General features: G+C 45.1%; 14 protein-coding genes. 6 read left to right on the forward strand and 8 right to left on the reverse strand.

All coding sequences use genetic code 11. From position 1 onward, the window contains the following. The first annotated feature begins 98 nt into the window (after window positions 1–98). Window positions 99–2,864, forward strand: a complete 2,766-nt coding sequence (gene leuS, locus GWO68_RS00945) for a leucine--tRNA ligase (protein ID WP_162344519.1) — start codon at window positions 99–101, stop codon at window positions 2,862–2,864. Window positions 2,865–3,007: 143 nt separating this feature from the next. Here leuS and GWO68_RS00950 read toward each other — a convergent pair whose 3' ends face one another. From GWO68_RS00950 to ispG, 4 genes are all read right to left on the reverse strand, one after another. Further along, window positions 3,008–3,508 carry a MarR family winged helix-turn-helix transcriptional regulator gene (locus tag GWO68_RS00950; protein ID WP_162344520.1) on the reverse strand — a complete coding sequence of 167 codons (501 nt, stop codon included), beginning with the start codon at window positions 3,506–3,508 and terminating at the stop codon, window positions 3,008–3,010. 236 nt (window positions 3,509–3,744) lie between these two features. Further along, complete coding sequence (locus GWO68_RS00955; protein WP_162344521.1) at window positions 3,745–4,092, reverse strand: MmcQ/YjbR family DNA-binding protein; 348 nt, start codon at window positions 4,090–4,092, stop codon at window positions 3,745–3,747. Between the two features lie 89 nt (window positions 4,093–4,181). After that, window positions 4,182–4,346, reverse strand: coding sequence for a DUF6728 family protein (locus GWO68_RS17710; protein WP_202923621.1), 165 nt, complete (start codon window positions 4,344–4,346; stop codon window positions 4,182–4,184). 46 nt (window positions 4,347–4,392) lie between these two features. Then, a complete protein-coding gene (gene ispG, locus GWO68_RS00960; protein WP_162344522.1) occupies window positions 4,393–6,366 on the reverse strand; it encodes a (E)-4-hydroxy-3-methylbut-2-enyl-diphosphate synthase in 1,974 nt (657 codons plus the stop codon). Between the two features lie 156 nt (window positions 6,367–6,522). Between ispG and GWO68_RS00965 the strand changes: the two genes are divergently transcribed. Next, entirely contained in the window at window positions 6,523–6,897 is a 375-nt protein-coding gene (locus GWO68_RS00965; RefSeq protein WP_162344523.1) for a hypothetical protein, read from the forward strand. Window positions 6,898–6,977: 80 nt separating this feature from the next. Here GWO68_RS00965 and GWO68_RS00970 read toward each other — a convergent pair whose 3' ends face one another. After that, window positions 6,978–9,170, reverse strand: coding sequence for a glutamine synthetase III family protein (locus GWO68_RS00970; RefSeq protein WP_162344524.1), 2,193 nt, complete (start codon window positions 9,168–9,170; stop codon window positions 6,978–6,980). A 272-nt stretch (window positions 9,171–9,442) separates the two neighbouring features. Here GWO68_RS00970 and GWO68_RS17990 point away from each other — a divergent pair, with 272 nt between their 5' ends. From GWO68_RS17990 to GWO68_RS00985, 3 genes are all read left to right on the forward strand, one after another. After that, on the forward strand, window positions 9,443–11,281 hold the full coding sequence (locus GWO68_RS17990; RefSeq protein WP_162344525.1) for an LTA synthase family protein: 1,839 nt from the start codon (window positions 9,443–9,445) through the stop codon (window positions 11,279–11,281). A 112-nt stretch (window positions 11,282–11,393) separates the two neighbouring features. After that, window positions 11,394–12,713: a tRNA (N(6)-L-threonylcarbamoyladenosine(37)-C(2))-methylthiotransferase MtaB gene (gene mtaB / locus GWO68_RS00980; protein WP_162344526.1), complete on the forward strand. Its 1,320-nt coding sequence runs from the start codon at window positions 11,394–11,396 to the stop codon at window positions 12,711–12,713. A 43-nt stretch (window positions 12,714–12,756) separates the two neighbouring features. After that, window positions 12,757–13,395, forward strand: coding sequence for an OmpH family outer membrane protein (locus GWO68_RS00985; protein ID WP_162344527.1), 639 nt, complete (start codon window positions 12,757–12,759; stop codon window positions 13,393–13,395). Between the two features lie 267 nt (window positions 13,396–13,662). Here the strand turns inward: GWO68_RS00985 and GWO68_RS00990 are convergent, their stop codons facing one another. Beyond that, complete coding sequence (locus GWO68_RS00990; protein ID WP_162344528.1) at window positions 13,663–14,907, reverse strand: ABC transporter permease; 1,245 nt, start codon at window positions 14,905–14,907, stop codon at window positions 13,663–13,665. A 126-nt stretch (window positions 14,908–15,033) separates the two neighbouring features. Here GWO68_RS00990 and GWO68_RS00995 point away from each other — a divergent pair, with 126 nt between their 5' ends. Continuing rightward, on the forward strand, window positions 15,034–16,299 hold the full coding sequence (locus tag GWO68_RS00995; protein ID WP_162344529.1) for an asparagine synthetase B: 1,266 nt from the start codon (window positions 15,034–15,036) through the stop codon (window positions 16,297–16,299). 53 nt (window positions 16,300–16,352) lie between these two features. Here GWO68_RS00995 and GWO68_RS01000 read toward each other — a convergent pair whose 3' ends face one another. Together GWO68_RS01000 and miaE are read right to left on the reverse strand one after the other, a co-directional pair. Beyond that, the gene (locus tag GWO68_RS01000; RefSeq protein ID WP_162344530.1) at window positions 16,353–17,135 is read right to left on the reverse strand and encodes a 2OG-Fe(II) oxygenase; all 783 of its coding nucleotides are present in this window, start codon (window positions 17,133–17,135) and stop codon (window positions 16,353–16,355) included. Between the two features lie 45 nt (window positions 17,136–17,180). Next, window positions 17,181–17,789, reverse strand: a complete 609-nt coding sequence (gene miaE / locus GWO68_RS01005) for a tRNA-(ms[2]io[6]A)-hydroxylase (protein ID WP_162344531.1) — start codon at window positions 17,787–17,789, stop codon at window positions 17,181–17,183. Window positions 17,790–17,871 lie beyond the last annotated feature (82 nt).

Below are 17,871 nucleotides of genomic sequence, written 5' to 3' on the forward strand. Positions count from 1 at the left end.
GCATAAAAAGCAATTTAACCATCCAACAATTTAGCCATTTAGCCTCCCAACAATTAACTTAGCGGTTTAAGTTAGAACAAGCGAATTCGATTTAAACTATGTCAGAATATAATTTCAGCCAGATTGAGAAAAAATGGCAGCGCTACTGGGAAGAAAACCAGACGTTTAAAGCCAACGAAACTAACGGTAAACCAAAATACTACGCACTGGATATGTTCCCGTATCCATCTGGTGCCGGTCTGCACGTTGGTCACCCGCTTGGCTACATTGCCTCTGATATAGTTAGCCGTTACAAGCGCCTGAAAGGTTTTAACGTGCTGCACCCGATGGGCTTCGACTCGTTTGGTTTGCCAGCAGAGCAATATGCCATACAAACCGGTCAGCATCCGGCTATAACTACAGAACAGAATATTGCCCGCTATGTAGAGCAGCTGAAGAATATCGGTTTCTCTTTTGACTGGGAACGCGAAGTGCGCACTTCTGACCCTAACTACTATAAATGGACGCAGTGGATATTTAAGCAACTGTTCAACAGCTACTATAACTATAGTTCTGATAAAGCAGAAAGCATAGATAAGCTGATCGCTGAGTTTGAAGCCAACGGAAACGCAACTATAAATGCCGCCTGCGACGAAGATACACCCGCCTTTACTGCAGAAGACTGGAAAGCGATGAACGAGCAGCAGCAGGCTGAACTGTTGCTAAAGTATAGACTAACCTACGTTGCCGAAGCGGTTGTAAACTGGTGCCCTGCTTTGGGTACTGTACTGGCGAATGACGAAGTAGTTGGTGGTGTTTCAGAGCGTGGCGGTTATCCTGTAGAGCGTAAGAAAATGCGCCAGTGGATGATGCGTATCACAGCCTACGCTGAGCGTTTATTACAAGGTCTGGATACTATAGACTGGCCGGAGCCTGTAAAAGAAATGCAGCGCAACTGGATCAGCAAATCGGTTGGTGCCGAGCTGGACTTTGCTATTGAAGGTGATGGCCACATTAAAGTTTTCACTACGCGTATTGATACAATTTTCGGGGCTACGTTTGTTGTGCTTGCCCCTGAGCATGACCTTGTTGCAGAGATAACCACTGATGCACAGCGCGCTGAAGTTGAAAAATATGTAAACGTAGCCAAAAACCGTTCGGAGCGCGAGCGCATGACGGACGTGAAAACCGTAAGCGGTGTGTTTACAGGTGCTTACGCTATCAACCCTATTTCGGAAGAACGTGTGCCGATCTGGATTGCCGATTACGTGCTGGCTGGTTATGGTACCGGTGCCGTAATGGCCGTTCCGGGTCATGATTCGCGCGATTATGCGTTTGCTAGACACTTTAACCTGCCTATTAAACAGGTTGTGGAAGGTGGCAATATTGAAGAAGAAGCCTACGCAGCTAAAGAAGGAAAGATCATTAACTCCGGTTTCCTGAATGGGCTGGACGTGAAGGACGCTATAAAAGCAGGCATAGCCAAAACAGAAGAACTGGGTGTAGGTAAAGGTCGCGTGCAGTATCGTATGCGCGATGCTGTTTTCAGTCGTCAGCGTTACTGGGGCGAGCCGGTTCCGGTTTACTTTAAAGATGGCATTCCGCAATTACTGAAAGATGAAGAGCTGCCATTAGAGCTACCAAAAATTGATGCGTACCTGCCAACAGAAACCGGCGAGCCGCCACTTGGCCGCGCCGTGGACTGGAAATATGAAGATCAGTATGAGTATGAACTGAGCACGATGCCAGGCTGGGCAGGCAGCAGCTGGTACTGGTACCGTTACATGGACCCACAGAACAACACCGAGTTTGCAGCAAAAGACAAGATCGAGTACTGGCGTAATGTTGACCTGTATATCGGTGGTTCAGAGCACGCAACTGGTCACCTGCTCTACTCCCGCTTCTGGAACAAATTTATGTTTGACCTTGGCTTAGTAGTGGAAGAAGAGCCGTTCAAAAAGCTTATTAACCAGGGCATGATCCAGGGCCGCTCTAACTTTGTTTATCGCATCAACGGCACCAACAAGTATGTTTCTTACGGATTGAAAAATCAGTATGAAACTACCCAGTTGCACGTGGATGTAAACATTGTAGAAAACGACATCCTGGATTTAGAAGCCTTTAAAGCCTGGAGACCGGAAAATGCGAATGCAGAGTTTGTACTGGAGGATGGCAAATACCATGTAGGCGTCGAGATTGAGAAAATGTCGAAGTCGAAGTATAACGTGGTGAACCCGGATGACCTGGTTGAGAAAATGGGTGCTGATACGCTGCGTATGTACGAGATGTTCTTAGGTCCGCTGGAGCAGTTCAAGCCATGGAATACCAATGGCATGGATGGGGTGCACAAGTTCCTGAAGAAGTACTGGAAGCTCTTCCATGATAACAATGGCAACTTTATAGTTTCAGAAGAGCAGCCTACTGCCGAAGAACTGAAAACGCTGCATAAGACAATCAAGAAAGTAGAAGAAGATATAGAGCGTTTCTCGTTCAACACGTCGGTGGCTACGTTTATGATCTGCGTTAATGAACTTACGCAACTTAAAACAAACAAACGTGCTATACTGGAGCCGTTAACTAAAGTTCTGGCACCTTACGCGCCGCATATTACTGAAGAGATCTGGCAGCAGCTGGGCTATTCTGAAAGTATCAGCTATGCTGGTTTCCCGCAATGGAAAGAAGAGTACCTGGTAGAGAATACATTTGAATACCCGGTATCGGTAAATGGTAAGACGCGTCATAAGCTTTCGTTTGCCACAGATACGCCGCGCGAAGAAATTGAAAAAGCGGTATTGGCAGATGAACAGGTTATTCGTTTTTTTGATGGAAAAACACCAAAGAAAGTTATTATAGTACCTAACAAAATTATAAACGTGGTAGTATAAAAGTATTCCATTTTACCAACTAACTCACTAAAAGCTGCCAGACTCAACTCCTGGCGGCTTTTGGTTTTTAAGCAACTATAGCCAACAAAAAAGGGTAACCATGCACCGCATAATTACCCTCTTATTGTTTTATAAAGTTCAATCTAGTTTGTTTCTGCCACCGTTGTAGCGCGTATCCTGCGGCAAGCTGTTTTTACTGATGTCCGCACTTTGGAAAGCAGTTCACTAAGCATAATAGCTTCTTCTTCGGTCAGTCCGTTCATCATACTATCCAGCAGGTTTAACTCGGGCTCAATAGTTTCCATTAAGCGGTGCCCTTTTTCTGAAAGTATAATGTTTACCAGGCGCTTGTCGTGTGGGTTTTGTTTTACATCTACAAAGCCCTTTGCATTCAGCCTGCTCACCAGCCTCGATGTATCAGACATTTTATCCAGCATCTTGTCCCTCAACCCTGAAGTAGAAATCGGGTTAGGATATTGTTCCTGAAGTATACGCACAGCATTGTACTGCTGCGTGGTAAGACCATAACGCTTAAAGAAGTTCTCGTAACCGTTAAAGAGAAAACCATAAGTATAAAGAAGGTTTAAACTTGCCTTCTGCCACTCGTTGCGGATCTTGATCCCAACTTCATTCTCAAAGTGCATAAATAAATGTAAAGTGTAGTGTCAATTATACTTAAAAATTTCGAATAAATAAGACAAACGGTTAAAATTTTAAGCTAAACAACTCTGTTTCGTATACTAACGGCTAAAACTGAAATTGCATTGTTTTCAGAGTACGCAACAGGTTAGCTATTGTTATAATATACCGCAACTATAGGTTTTAAAAATTTACAATTCCAGGTGATAAATTTCCTTTTCGCTTTTATGCTAGGCTACAATCATATAGTCAGTTTCTGTGCTTTTGTAAGTTTAGATGCAACCAGCGCATAAGAGTCATCTATCAGGCTTTTAAGTAACTGTTCTGGCAGTCCGGCTTCAGGTAGCACAGTGTTCCAATGTTGTTTGTTCATGTGGTAGCCGGGCTTAATCTGGACGTATTGCTCCCGCAAGATTACGGCATGTTCAGGATCGCATTTTAATGCAATGCCATTTTCAAACTCATTTATACTGCACAAAGCGTACATCTTACCGCAAACCTTAAAAACCAAGGTGTCTTCATCAAATGGCAGTTCCTCGGTTGTCCCGGGTTTAGCAAGGCAATACTCCCTTAAAGCTTCTATATGCATGGTATAGTAGGTTACTTAAAAGCGGGATACAATGTAATAAAAAAGGAGAACTAAACAGCTCTCCTTTACTATATTTTATAGTTCGTAAACTATAGGTGTGTTACAATAAAATAAATGATGGCTGCCAAAAACATCAGTATCGAAATTTTATTGATAGTATGCATGGCACGCAGGTTAAAACTGCTTTTGCGGTTAGGGTCTTTCTTACGGAAAAAATAAGTAGCCACTTCCGTGAAATCAAATAATCCCTTCATGGTAATATGGGTTAACAGTTATAAATTATAGTTTGTAATAGACCTGTTACTCTTCCAGCTTTACAGGTTCAATCCAGCGGGCATCTTCGCGTATCAGTTCTATCAGTTCGTCCACGGCCCGGTCAGCTGGTACTGATTTTTTAACAACAGTCTGTCCGCGGTACAGCGCAATCTTGTCTTTGCCTACACCTACATACCCGTAATCTGCATCAGCCATTTCGCCGGGGCCGTTTACAATACAGCCCATAATTCCGATCTTCACTCCTTTCAGGTGGTCAGTACGTTTCCGGATCATAGCGGTGGTTTCCTGCAGGTCGAATAAGGTACGGCCACAACTCGGGCAACTGATGTACTCAGTCTTGCTCATGCGTGTGCGGGCTGCCTGCAATATACCAAAGCTCAGCTTATTCAGCGTATCAATCGTTTGCAGCCATGCTCCTTTCTCCTGTTCCGGCAATAGTTCTGTTCCCAGCATTACACCATCTCCCAAGCCATCAATCAGCAAACCGCCCACATCCGTTGAGGCATAAAGTTGTACTTCATCCGAAGTCAGTTGGCCGTACGCTCTTTTAATGATACATGGAACCTGAACGCCATTATTCATCAACCTGAAAAAGCACTTACGTAGCTCCGGCATGGCATGCTCGTTTGTAGTATGCAGCATCAGAACGGCAGTTCCATCTGTTTTTAATCTTTCTAAAACTTCCGACGTCAGGTCGTTTATAGTTGCCAGTATAAAGTTAAGTTTAGCATGGCGTGGCTGGTCCGTCAGGAATTGCGCAACCGTTAACAGCGGATGGCGGTGTTCAGTATGCTCTGCTTTTTGCCACGAACTATAGTTCACGATCTCCTTCAGACCATTAGGCAACATAAACGTGATCGGGTTATCGCCGGTGTAAATGTAGTCAGCACCCAGGTCGTTCATGTTAAACTTATCGAGCAGCATCGAGTACAGGTGCCCAACACTTTTCAGGTCAGCATATTGGATAGCTGTTAAGCGGCTCAGGTCAGCAATTACGCGAGGTACATTCTGTGCACCCAGGTTTTCTACTTCAATGGTTTCTCTGCGATGATACTGGAAAGGGTCGATAGGAACATTGCAGATTGGCTTGATGGGATCAGCTTTTTCGGCACGATGCGTATACCGGTCGATCAGTGCTTTGGCTACAGGTGCTTCGGCTTCCGGTGCTTCTGTAAGCGACACGCGAACAGTATCTCCCAGACCATCTTCCAGCAAGGTACCAATACCAACCGCCGATTTAATACGACCGTCTTCTGCCTCGCCGGCTTCTGTTACGCCCAGGTGCAACGGATATGGCTGCAAACCTTCTTCGTCCAGTTTCTGAACAAGCAAACGGTAAGCCTGCACCATTACCTGCGTGTTCGAGGCTTTCATCGAGATCACCAGATCATAGTAGCCTTCACTTTCACAGATCCGGATAAATTCCAGAGCGCTTTCTACCATGCCCAGCGGTGTATCGCCGTAGCGGCTAAGTATACGATCCGACAACGAACCATGATTTGTACCGATGCGCATGGCAGTGCCGTGTTCTTTACAAATGCGTACCAACGGCACAAAACGGTCCCGGATACGATCCAGTTCTGCTTGGTAGGTTTCGTTGTTATATTCTATAACTTCAAATTTCTTCTTATCAGCATAGTTGCCTGGGTTTACGCGCACTTTCTCAACTATACGGGCAGCAACTTCGGCGGCATTTGGTGTAAAATGTATGTCTGCTACAAGCGGAACATTATAACCACGCCTGTTCAGTTCTTCCTTAATATGCTTTAAATTCTCAGCTTCTTTTATACTTGGCGCCGTGATACGGATATACTCACAACCAGCTTCTATCATCCGGATACACTGCTCCACAGAACCAAGCGTATCCATCGTATCCACTGTAGTCATTGATTGTACCCGGATCGGGTAATCGCCACCCATCGGAACTCCGCCAATATTCACAACCCGCGTTTTGCGACGTTTGTATTCCGTCATGCTCGGGCAATAACTCTTATTCATTTGATCGATCTCGCAATTCATCTATCTCTTAACTAAAGTTGCGTCTGCTTTGTTCAAAGGGGAAATTGCGTAAAATTAGCTTTTTTAAACATAACTATAAACCAGCATTACATAAGTGTTGCGAAATACGTATGAAGTGTTATAAATCAGCGACTTATGATACACATGCGCGCATTCATCCCCGACAACACGCAGCAGCGCTTAAGCGACATATTGCGATGGGGCAAATTACGGCAGGAACAGCTAAGCCAGGCTATACTGATCACAAACGAATCGGTGGTTGGTTTCCTGAAGCGACAGTTGCAAAAAGGTAAGTGGAGAGCCGTGCAGGATGTGTTGGAAGGAAAGCCAATGACCAATGCCGGTAAGTTTATGTTAAACGAACTACGGGACCACATTGCTACAAACCTGGTCATGCGATTAGGTCTGCGAAAAGTAATAGCAGTAAGTATAGCCGCTATAGTTATCCCGCTTATACTTGCCAAGCTCAGCGGTGAAGCAATCAGTAAGTTTACCGGAAAGAATAAGTAAACTTTAATCCGGATTTCCCTAAAATGAAAATAAAAAAGGGCGCCTTAAATAGACACCCTTTTTTATAATAATCAATATGATTAATGACGGAACATCAGTTCACGATACTTCACTAGCGGCCAGTCTTCATCATCCACCATCAGTTCCAGTTTATCTACGCTGTAACGGATCGTATCAAAGTAACTGAACACCTGCTCGCGGTACATAATAGCACGCTCACGGGCATCTTCAATTTTATTAGCAACCTTACGGGCTTCGATCATGGCATCGACGCTGCGCTGTATAGTAGTGATGTGGCGCGACATTTTCTTGATCGCTTCTATAGTTGTGGCAGTGTACTCATCTTCCAGGCCCAGGTCTTTTAACCCACGTATGTTCTGGATCAGCTTGTTCTGGTAAGCAACTGCTGTCGGGATCACGTGGTTTACAGCCAGGTCACCCATAATACGCGACTCGATCTGGATCTTTTTGATGTAATCTTCCAGCAATATCTCGTGGCGGGCAGCTACTTCCACTTTCGTAAAAATACCATGTTTCGAGAACAGGTCTATCACTTCGGCTCTGTGGTACACATCCAGGGCTAGCGGGGTAGATTTAACGTTGGATAAACCACGGCGCTCTGCTTCCTCCTCCCATTCTTTAGAGTAACCATTGCCTTCAAAACGAATTGCTTTGGATGCCACCACGTACTCACGCAGGATCTGGATAATGGCCAGTTCCTTTTTCATCCCCTGCTTCTCTATCAGTTCATCTACTACGTTTCGGAATTCGATCAGTTGGTCGGCTACAATTGTGTTAAGCACTGTCATAGACGAGGAACTGTTAGCCGATGAACCTACTGCACGGAACTCGAATTTATTACCGGTAAAAGCAAATGGCGAAGTACGGTTACGGTCGGTGTTGTCTCGTAAAACTTCCGGAATGCGGTCGATGCCCAGTTTCAGGTACATGTTGTCGCCTTTCTCCATCGGCACTTTTGAGGTGCGCTCCAGTTCATCTAACACAGCTGATAGTTGCTGCCCTACAAATACCGACATGATCGCCGGCGGAGCTTCGTTGGCACCCAGGCGATGGTCGTTGCTGGCAGAGGCGATACTTGCGCGCAACAGATCGGCGTGCTTGTAAACGGCCATCATGGTATTGATGAAGAAAGTCAGGAATTGCAGGTTTTCCTTTGGTTTTTTGCCCGGGCTTAGCAGGTTAACTCCTGTGTTTGTGCTCAGTGCCCAGTTGTTATGTTTGCCACTTCCATTTACGCCTTTATATGGTTTCTCGTGCAGTAATACTTTAAAGTTATGACGCTCAGCTACACGGTCCATAATGTCCATTAGCAACTGGTTATGGTCTACGGCAAGGTTAGCATCTTCATAGGTTGGGGCGCACTCAAACTGGTTAGGGGCAACTTCGTTGTGACGGGTTCTTAACGGAATACCTAAACGCAAAGCTGACTTCTCAAAATCAACCATAAACGCATGCACGCGGCTCGGGATAGAACCAAAATAATGGTCCTCCAGCTGCTGGCCTTTGGCCGGGGCATGGCCAAACAAGGTACGGCCTGTTAATACCATGTCCGGGCGGGCTTCCCATAAGGCGCGGTCTACTAAAAAGTATTCCTGCTCAATGCCTAAGGTGGTATTTACTTTGGTAACATCCTTATCAAAATACTGGCAAACCGGTAGTGCAGCGTCGCCCAACAGGTTCAGCGATTTCAGTAAAGGAGTTTTGTAGTCCAGAGCCTCGCCAGTATAGGAAACGAAAATGGTAGGAATACAAAGTGTTTTAGCACCGGCATTTTCAATAATAAAGGCAGGTGAAGATGGGTCCCAGGCACTATAGCCACGGGCCTCGAAAGTGTTTCGGATACCACCGCTCGGGAAAGACGATGCATCCGGCTCCTGCTGTACCAGGGCACTTCCTCTAAAAGCCTCTATCGCTTCGCCTTCGTTGGTCAAGTCAAAGAAAGAGTCATGTTTTTCGGCTGTAGAGCCGGTTAGTGGCTGAAACCAGTGCGTGTAGTGCGTTGCTCCTTTGCTCATTGCCCATGTTTTCATCGCAGCAGCAACGGCGTCAGCCAGGTTACGGTCTACCTGCTCACCTGCATCAATGGTACGCTTCAGTTTTTTATAATACTCTGATGATAACGTAGCACGCATGGCCTGCATGTTAAATACGTTCTCGCCAAAAAAATCTGAAATTACTGTAGAAGAGAAAGTTACTTCACAGGGTTTGCGCTGGCTTACAAGTTCAAGCGCTTTAAAACGAAGTGTTGCCATTGGTTTGGGGTTGAGATGTTTATTTGGTAGCACAAAGATAAAAGCAAATTACATAGTTTTACAAAAAGGGTATATTTTTTAAGGGGTGTATTTGGAAAAATATTTAAACACCACAACAACCCCTCTAAATTTTAAACCCATCAATATAATTCGAATATATATTTAAGCCTAACACCCCTCTAATTTAAAAGGTAACCTCTTTAATAGATCAGGTGGAATTAACTTATGCGGATAACTGTTAATTGAGGCTGGTAAGTGATTATCTTTGCACCGTGAAAAAGCCCTTTTACTTTCAGCCGCTATATTTCCTGTTTTGGGTACTGTTTTTTATAGTTTCCAGGGCGGCATTCCTGTTATATCATCTCGATAATACAACGCAGGTTACTATAAGCGAGCTAGCCGGTACCTTTTGGTATGGTTCCCGCCTCGATCTCTCTTTTGCCTCTTACCTGAGTGCCGTGCCGTTTATAGTTGCTTTTGTAAGTTCGCTCTGGCAACGGCTGCCTGCTGCGGCTATTATCCGGTGGTTCACCTTTGTGTGGCTGGGTATAATCTCAGTTATACTTGCCGCTGATCTGGAACTGTATTCGCACTGGGGTTTCCGGCTAGATTCTACACCTTTACAATACCTCAATACCCCGACCGAAATGGCGGCTTCGGCAGCTTCGGCCCCGCTCCTGCTGCTAACTTTTGTGGCACTTGCACTTACGGGTATATTTATAATTATCTATAAGCTGTTTTTTGACCTGGCCAACTATAGACTGAACCGTTTTTCGTGGATAACGGCTGTTTTGTCTTTTGCTTTTATTGCGTTGTTGGTATTGCCGATGCGCGGCGGGGTACAACAGATCCCGATCAACCAAAGTACCGCTTATTTCTCTGACAAGCCTTTTGTTAACCATGCCAGCCTGAATATGCCTTGGAACATGATGCACTCGATGCTGAAGTATGGCGAACAAAGCACTAACCCCTATCTGTACCTGCCTGCCGACTCGGCCGAAAATGTGGTACATAAACTCTATAGTTCCGTTGCTGACACGTCGGGGCAAGTTGTAAAAACGGGCAAGCCAAATGTGCTGTTCATTATTCTGGAGAGCTATACGGCCAAAATGGTTGAAAGCCTGGGCGGCGAAAAAGGCGTAACCCCTAACCTGGATAAATTGGCAAAAGAGGGCATCAGCTTTACAAATTTTTATGCCAGCGGAGACCGTAGCCAGAAAGGTATGGTTTCTATATTGAGTGGTTACCCGGTGCAGCCAGCTACATCTATAGTTAAGGTGCCTAAAAAATCGGAGAAGTTGCCGCAGTTAAGCCATACATTTGAGCAGCAGGGGTATAACACGAGTTTCTATTACGGAGGTGAGCTGGAATTTGCCAACCTGAAATCCTACTTTCTAAATGGCGGTTACGATAAGCTGATCGACAAATACGCTTTTCCGGAAGAGAGCTACAACAGCAAATGGGGTGCCCACGACCATGTATTATTTGAGCGCGTACTAAAAGATCTCAAAAACGAGAAAGAGCCATTTTTCAGTACAGTTTATACCTTAAGCAGCCACGAACCTTTCGAGATTCCTACTAAGCCTAAGTTTCCGGTAACAGATGATGTAAGCAAGTATAGAAACAGCGTAAACTATACCGACTGGGCATTAGGTAACTTTATAGCTGCGGCTAAAAAAGAGTCCTGGTGGCAAAATACGCTGGTGGTTTTAGTAGCTGACCACGGGCATCCGTACCCGAATAAAGATGAGAACCATGCGCCCAGCAAGTTCCATATACCTTTTATACTTACTGGTGGCGCTATTTCAAAGCATGGTGTAACTATAGATGCGTTAGGTTCCCAAACTGATATTGCAGCAACTATACTTTCGCAGGTAGGCCTGCCGCATACCGAATATGTCTGGAGCCGCAACCTACTTGCCCCAACCAAAAAACCGTTTGCTTTTTATGTGTTCCAGGATGGATTTGGCTATATAACTCCGGCAGGTGTGGTTACCTTTGATAATACAGCAAAAAAAGTGATCTCGAGAGACGAGGCCGTTTCAGAAAGTCAACTACAAGCAGGCAAAGCTTACCTGCAATATTCGTTTGCTGATTTTCTGGAAAAATAACCTGCTCGACTGATGGCTGAATTAGAGAGAAAAATGATTTGTATCACTTCCTCATTCACACAGGCACTCATTTAAACATTCAAAACTAATTTTTGTACCTTTGCAGCTTATTATGAAGAAGGTAGCTTTTTATACATTAGGTTGTAAACTCAACTATTCCGAGACCAGCACAATTGGCCGTATTTTCCAGGAGCGTGGCTTTGAGAAGGTTGAATTTACCGATACGCCTGATATTTACGTGATCAACACCTGCTCTGTAACCGATAACGCGGACAAAAAATGCAGGAAAATTGTAAAGGAAGCGCAGAAGCATTCGCCAAATGCGTTTATAACTATACTTGGGTGCTACGCCCAGCTGAAGCCTAAAGAAATTGCCGAAATTCCGGGTGTGGATGCCGTATTGGGCGCTGCCGAGAAATTTCAGTTGGTAGATATATTGGATGGTTTTACGAAAAAAGAAAAGGCTGAAGTTTACGCCAGCCCGATTTCGGAAGCCAATACGTTCCATAATTCCTACTCGTTCGGCGACCGCACCCGCACGTTCCTGAAAGTGCAGGACGGCTGCGATTATTCCTGCTCTTTCTGTACTATACCACTTGCACGTGGCAACAGCCGCTCCGATACGATAGAAAACGTGGTCCGTTCGGCTAATGAGATTGCAGAATCAGGGGTGAAAGAGATTGTGCTGACGGGTGTAAATACCGGTGACTTTGGTTTGCAGGATGGCGAACGTGTTGAGACCTTTTTCGACCTGGTAAAAGAACTGGATAAGGTGGAGAACATCGAGCGTTTCCGGATATCATCTATAGAGCCAAACCTGCTGAAAGACGAGATCATGGAGTTTGTAGCGCAGAGTAACCGCTTTATGCCGCACTTCCATATTCCGCTGCAATCTGGCTCAAACAAGATTTTGAAACTGATGCGCCGCCGTTACCAGCGCGAACTATACGCCGACCGCGTGTCCAAAATTAAAGCACTAATGCCACATTGCTGCATTGGTGTGGATGTTATAGTTGGTTTCCCGGGCGAAACGGAAGAAGACTTTATCGAGACCTATAATTTTATTAATGGCTTGGATGTGAGTTACCTGCACGTATTCCCGTACTCAGAGCGCGAGAACACACTTGCACCAGAAATGCCAGGCAAAGTTAGTATTAAAGAGCGCAACCGCCGCGCTGATATGCTGCGCATTTTGTCTGAAAAGAAAAAGCGGTATTTCTATGAGCAAAACATAGGCAAAGAGTTTACAGTGCTGTTTGAGGATGATGTGAAAGATGGCATTATGGAAGGCTGGACTGAGAACTATGTGCGTGTTGCTGCCAAATATGACCCGGTGCTGGTAAACGAAATGAAACACGTGCGCCTGACAGGTATAAATGCTGCCGGACTGATGGAAGCCGAAGAAACTTATACTGAAGTTTTAAAACATTAACTATATTTACCCAAACAACCTTTTTAACTAAATTAACTAACCCGTGAAATTAACGAAGCTTGCCCTTGGCGTAACGTTAGCCTCTGTGTCGCTTGCTGCCTGCCAGCAAGGAACTGACAAGAAAGATGCTCCTGTTTCTTCTACATCTGCTGTTGAATCGAATGAGTCGGCTACTATAGGCGATGTAGTGTTTGTAAATGCTGATACGCTTTTAGCTAACTACGACCTGTTTAAAGATGTAAAAACCCGCCTGGAAGGCAAAGCAAAGAAAGCAGAAACTGACCTGAAAGGTAAAGCAACTGCTTTTGAGAGAGAAGTTGGCCAATACCAGCAAACTGCCGCTGGTTTATCGAATGAGCAGCGTGCTGTTACAGAGCAGCGCCTTGCACGTAAGCAGCAGGAACTTGCCAACCTGAACCAGTCTGAGAGCAACCGCCTGATGAGCGAAGAAGCCGAAGAGCAGAAAAAGATTTACGACAAAGTAGAAGCTTACCTGAAAGACTATAGCAAAGAAAAAGGCTATAAAATGGTGCTTTCTTATTCACGCGGCAACAGCGCTATACTTTACAGCGATGAATCGCTTGATATTACTCAGGATGTACTGAAAGGCCTGAACGAAGCATACGCAAAAGAAAAAGATGCTCCGAAAACAGAAGCTAAAACCGAAGAAAAAAAGAAGTAAGCTTCAGCAACTATAAGCAAAAAGGCGGGTAACTCCCGCCTTTTTTATTGTCCAGTAATTAAGGTTTATAGTTTGGTATAAGATGTTAACCTCTGATTTCAGCTTAAACTATAGTTGATATTTCACCATTAAACCATTAAGGATCCAAACTATCTGTTAATAGCCAGTAGCAAGTGTAAGCGCAGTAGTAGTTATTAAAAATTAGAAAGCAGTCAAGTCAACTTAACTTTTTCAACTCCTAAACTCATTAACTTCACAAACTATAGTTTATTCGTAACGAAGTGCTTCTATCGGGTCTAATTTAGATGCTTTGTACGCTGGGTAAGAACCGGAAATAACGCCAACTACTACACAAATAGTAAGGCCAACTATAACCCACAGCCACGGCACTATAAAACCGCCATCGCCGATAAGGGCGGCAATGCCATTTCCCATCAGTATGCCCAGCATTACGCCCACAAAACCACCCAGCAGGCAGATAACGATAGATTCTATCAAAAACTGCTGACGGATCTGGTAAGCCGTTGCACCCAATGCTTTTCTGACACCAATTTCCCGGGTACGCTCATTTACAGATACCATCATAATGTTCATCAGGCCAACCGAAGCACCAAGCAGCGTTATAAACCCGATCACAAATCCTCCGATCTTCAGATATCCAGATATCTCGTTCAGGCTTTCCAGCAGGGAGTCACTTCGCCTGATCTCGAAAGATTCTTCTTTGCCTAAAGCATCCTGGCGCACGCTGCGCATAATACCGGTGGCTTCGCCCATTACATAGTCCAGTTCATCCGGTCTCGGTATACTTGTTTTAATATCGTAGTTAAGTATAGCATTACCGGTTCTCGGTATTTGTCGGCCTGTTTCGAGCGGAACAATAACCGTGCGGTCGCCGGCATTGCCCCCCATGCTGCTGCCTTTTTCTTCCAGCATGCCTACGACTTTAAAGCGCCTGCCCAAAAAAGTAATACCCTCCCCGATCGGGTTAGTTTTCGGGAAAAGGTTTTTCTTTATTTCGCTGCCAATAATGGCCACGTTGGCGCCAAACTCCAGTTCATAGTTAGAGAACCCCCTACCCTGTGCCAGGTTAAGGCTCTGGCTTTGCAGGTAGTTTTCATCACCGGCAATTACATTAATGTTAGGGTTAGTTTTATCGGTTTCGCTTTTAACAACAGTTGCCCCCGACACGTATGCCGATAAGCTCACAGTGGCTTTGTCAGATAACAGTTCTTTGTACTGCGTGGCTTGCTCGTAAGTAATTTCAGGGTATACTTTTTGCGCTCTGCCCCCCTGGTTGCCGCGGTTGTTCATGCCTTTGCGTTCAATATCAAAAGCGTTGGCGCCCAGGCTCGAAAAAGTTTGGTCCAGCGAGTGCTTAATGCCATCCACAGCCGTAAGTATACCAACCAGCGACATGATACCTATCGAAATAATAAGGCCGGTAAGTATAGTTCGGAGCAGGTTACTCTGGATTGCACGAAGGCCCTCCCGTATATTTTCGATGAAGTTCATAGTTGTAAGTGTGCGCTCAGGCGGCTTTTATCGTTATAGTAACAAAACGCTGAAACTAAGTTAGCTTCTTTTCTTTAATAAAGATTTGTAATTTATACTTTTAGTTAGATTTTAACGGCAAACCCGATGTTTTTAAGGACGATCTTACTTTTGCTCTGCACCTTGCTGCTGCAGTTATCGGCTTACGCCAGCACCGTACTTATCCCGATGGATGAGGACCAGAAAGATCACCTGAAATCATACGGGGCTGCTTACTGGGTGCTCTCCAAAAACGTACCGGTAGACTGGCTGCTGAATTATCGCGGTGGTAGTTTTGCCTTCACCCACAACTCGCAACTGGAGAATGAACTGATCGTGCGTGGCATTTCGTACCAGGTTATTTCAGATGCCCAGTACAGCAACATCCTTAGCCAGATAGCCGACCCGGAAGCCAACATGGACATCATGAAGCTGGAAAAGGTGCCAAAAGTAGCCGTATACTCCCCTAAATCTAAAATGCCCTGGGATGATGCCGTTACCCTGGTACTTACCTATGCCGAGATACCGTATGATGTGGTTTATGATGAAGAAATTATGCGCGGCGACCTGCCAAAATACGATTGGATACACCTGCACCACGAAGATTTTACTGGCCAGTATGGTAAGTTTTATGCCACCTACCGCCATTATCCCTGGTACCAGGAACAGCAACGCGAAGCAGAAGAAGCTGCTGCCAAACATGGCTTTAAGAAAGTATCGCAGTTAAAGCTGGCGGTAGTAAACAAAATAAAGGAATTCTGTGCCGGAGGAGGCTTTTTATTTGCCATGTGTTCTGCCACCGATACCTATGATATAGCTCTTGCCGCCGAAGGCATAGATTTTATTGAAGCCATGTATGATGGCGATGGTGCCGATCCGAACGCACAACAGAAACTGGACTATAGCAAAACCTTCGCTTTCCGTGATTTTAAACTGGTGCGCAACCCTTTAGAATACGAGTACTCTGATATTGACATGCAGCCACAGGAGCGCCCGGTTTCGGAAGCCAACGATTATTTCCAGCTGTTTACTTTTTCAGCTAAATGGGACCCGATACCGACAATGCTGAGCCAGAACCACACCAAAACGATAAAGGGTTTTATGGGCCAGACAACAGCTTTCCGGAAGGGTCTGATAAAACCGGAGGTAGTTATTATGGGTGAGAACAAGGAACTGGGTGAGATACGCTACATGCACGGCACCTACGCCAAAGGCACCTGGACCTTTTATGGAGGCCACGACCCCGAAGACTATCAGCATTTGGTAGGCGAAGATCCCACTGACCTGGCCTTGCATCCAAATTCACCGGGCTACCGGCTTATCCTGAACAATATCCTTTTCCCGGCTGCCAAAAAGAAAAAGCAGAAAACGTGATGCTACCCGCGCAAGGAGGTTGTGTTAGCAATCTATAGGTAGTAACTATAGTTTTAGCGCTTATTGATCCGTTCCAAAGCCGCTTTCAACCCCGACTGCAGACGCTTTACCTGCCCCGCCAAACCCTCCGTGTTTACAAAAATGGTATTGTGTGCCGGCGCTGTTTCAGTTTGAGGTCTGGTGGCTGTGTAATAGTAAGTGGCCAGTGATTTTCTGGTGATACCGGCAGGTACGTTAAGTTTGCGGGGGTGGCCGTGGTAGGAAATTTCGTTCGTTTCAAAAATCACACATCTGTTAAAAGTTGGTGCAATGTTAGCAATCTGAATGCTTTTTCCTTCTGTAAGGTCCCATAGTTCCAGGCGGCCTTCGAACTCAGCTTTCCATTCTTTATTCAGGTATACTAACACATTCAGCCTTCGGTGGTAATTCTTAACCGGGTGCACATTATAATCCACATGCACATTCAGAAATGCGCCGTTTGTAGACTGATGCAATCCTCCGCCAAACAGCGAATCATCGGCAACCAAGGGCTCGGCTATGCCGGTTAGCTGTTGCAGCCAGTTTAGAAACATCCCGGAATTTAACTCCCCGAAAACCTGGCTGAAGATATCGTCCTGCTCAAATTTCGTTTTCTGGTACTTGTTCTTCTGATCAATGTAGGTGGTGCTGTCCCAGTTTCCGACTGCTATAGGTGGGTAAAACTTGTATAGTTGTTCGGCTGCGTCATGTTGTAAAAAGTCATCAATCACCACAAACCTGAATGGCTTTTGCTCCTGGTAACTATTTCTGAGAACTATAAGCCGGTCTTGAAGCGAGTTCAGGTTGATGAATTGCATAACGCTGCGATTGTAAAGTATAAACTTGGTTGCAGTTATACTTGCTTAATGCATCCTGTCAGGGCGTGGCTCCAGGTTGCGGATAATGTCGGCTTCTATTTGCAGTAGTTCGTTTAGGCGGGCATCTACCTCTTCGGCTGGCATGTATTCTTTGGCCAGTTTTATAAAACTTACATAATGGCCTGCTTCCGACACCATGAGTTCGTAATAAAACTTTTGTAGTTCTTCGTCCTGTATGTTTTTCCAGAGGAGTTTAAAGCGCTCACAGCTGCGGGCTTCGATCAGGGCATTTACCAACAGATGGTCCATTAACTGGCGCTCACGTTTGTTACCTTTCCGGATGTGCTTGGCCAATTCTACTACATATTCGTCGGGTCTGTTTCGGCCCAGCCCGAAGCCACGCTTTTTTAGCTGCTCCAGCACCCCTTCAAAATGGCTCCATTCTTCGGCTACCAGGTCAGTTAACTCATCTACCAGTCGGGTTTTGTCGGGATACTTAACTATAAGCGAAATAGCCGAAGTAGCTGCTTTTTGTTCGCAGTAAGCGTGGTCAACTAATATGTCTTCAATGTTCTTTTCAGCAATGTTTACCCAACGCGGGTCGGTTGGCAAATGCAGGCGAAGTATAGTTTTAGTTGGTTGTAGTTCAGACATTTAAATTTAATTGATAAATTGTTGGATGGTTAAATTGTTAAAAGGGTTACTTCACTTAATCATTGTCATTTATCAGATTGAA

This window comes from Pontibacter fetidus, assembly GCF_010119545.1.
GTDB lineage: Bacteria > Bacteroidota > Bacteroidia > Cytophagales > Hymenobacteraceae > Pontibacter > Pontibacter fetidus.

What these genes read in the sequence shown, in the direction of transcription:
- leuS (WP_162344519.1), top strand. Translation starts at nt 99, where the DNA reads ATGTCAGAATATAATTTCAGCCAGATTGAGAAAAAATGGCAGCGCTAC.
- GWO68_RS00950 (WP_162344520.1), bottom strand. Translation starts at nt 3,508, where the DNA reads ATGCACTTTGAGAATGAAGTTGGGATCAAGATCCGCAACGAGTGGCAG.
- GWO68_RS00955 (WP_162344521.1), bottom strand. Translation starts at nt 4,092, where the DNA reads ATGCATATAGAAGCTTTAAGGGAGTATTGCCTTGCTAAACCCGGGACA.
- GWO68_RS17710 (WP_202923621.1), bottom strand. Translation starts at nt 4,346, where the DNA reads ATGAAGGGATTATTTGATTTCACGGAAGTGGCTACTTATTTTTTCCGT.
- ispG (WP_162344522.1), bottom strand. Translation starts at nt 6,366, where the DNA reads ATGAATAAGAGTTATTGCCCGAGCATGACGGAATACAAACGTCGCAAA.
- GWO68_RS00965 (WP_162344523.1), top strand. Translation starts at nt 6,523, where the DNA reads ATGATACACATGCGCGCATTCATCCCCGACAACACGCAGCAGCGCTTA.
- GWO68_RS00970 (WP_162344524.1), bottom strand. Translation starts at nt 9,170, where the DNA reads ATGGCAACACTTCGTTTTAAAGCGCTTGAACTTGTAAGCCAGCGCAAA.
- mtaB (WP_162344526.1), top strand. Translation starts at nt 11,394, where the DNA reads ATGAAGAAGGTAGCTTTTTATACATTAGGTTGTAAACTCAACTATTCC.
- GWO68_RS00990 (WP_162344528.1), bottom strand. Translation starts at nt 14,907, where the DNA reads ATGAACTTCATCGAAAATATACGGGAGGGCCTTCGTGCAATCCAGAGT.
- GWO68_RS00995 (WP_162344529.1), top strand. Translation starts at nt 15,034, where the DNA reads ATGTTTTTAAGGACGATCTTACTTTTGCTCTGCACCTTGCTGCTGCAG.
- GWO68_RS01000 (WP_162344530.1), bottom strand. Translation starts at nt 17,135, where the DNA reads ATGCAATTCATCAACCTGAACTCGCTTCAAGACCGGCTTATAGTTCTC.
- miaE (WP_162344531.1), bottom strand. Translation starts at nt 17,789, where the DNA reads ATGTCTGAACTACAACCAACTAAAACTATACTTCGCCTGCATTTGCCA.